We start from the raw sequence: 586 nt of genomic DNA on the forward strand, positions 1-586 counted from the left end.
GCGCTGCCGTAGTTGACGGCCCCGCCGAAGTTTGGCGGCGGGTTGATCGTCACATAGCCGGGCAAATCCTGATTGTCCGAGCCGAGGCCGTAGAGCAGCCACGAACCCATGCTCGGCCGGGTGAGGGCGGCGTTGGCGCTGCCGGTGTGCAACTGGACGACCGCCTGCGGGTGGGCCGGGGTGTCCGTGTGCAGGCCGCGCAGCCAAGCGAACTTGTCCGCATGGGTGGCGATGTTCGGCAGCAGTTCGGAGAACCACGAGCCGGTCTGGCCGTGTTGCTTGAACTTGAACTTGGAGGCCGTCAGCGTGCCGCCGCCGGGACCGGGCTTGCCGTCGTTGGCCTGCAGTTTCGCCTTGTATTCAAAGGTGTCCATCTGCGAGATGGCTCCCTGCATGAACAGGAAGATCACCTTCTTGGCCTTCACCGGGAAATGCGGGGCCTTCGGGGCCAGCGGCTTCGGCGCCTCGGCCGCCCGGCTTTTCGCCGCCTCCTGGCCGAGCAACCCGGCGAGGGCCAGATACCCAAACCCGGCGCCGGCGGACTTCAACACCTGCCGCCGGGACACGGCCGAGATCAAATCGGGGG

Annotated in this window: 1 protein-coding gene; it reads right to left on the minus strand. The window is 67.1% G+C overall.

Annotated features, from left to right (window positions below):
- On the minus strand, positions 1-578 hold a 578-nt coding region (locus BGIM_RS0100870; protein ID WP_029629619.1), incomplete at its 3' end, for a DUF1501 domain-containing protein.
- Positions 579-586 lie beyond the last annotated feature (8 nt).

The organism is Zavarzinella formosa DSM 19928 (assembly GCF_000255705.1).
GTDB classification, from domain to species: Bacteria; Planctomycetota; Planctomycetia; order Gemmatales; family Gemmataceae; genus Zavarzinella; species Zavarzinella formosa.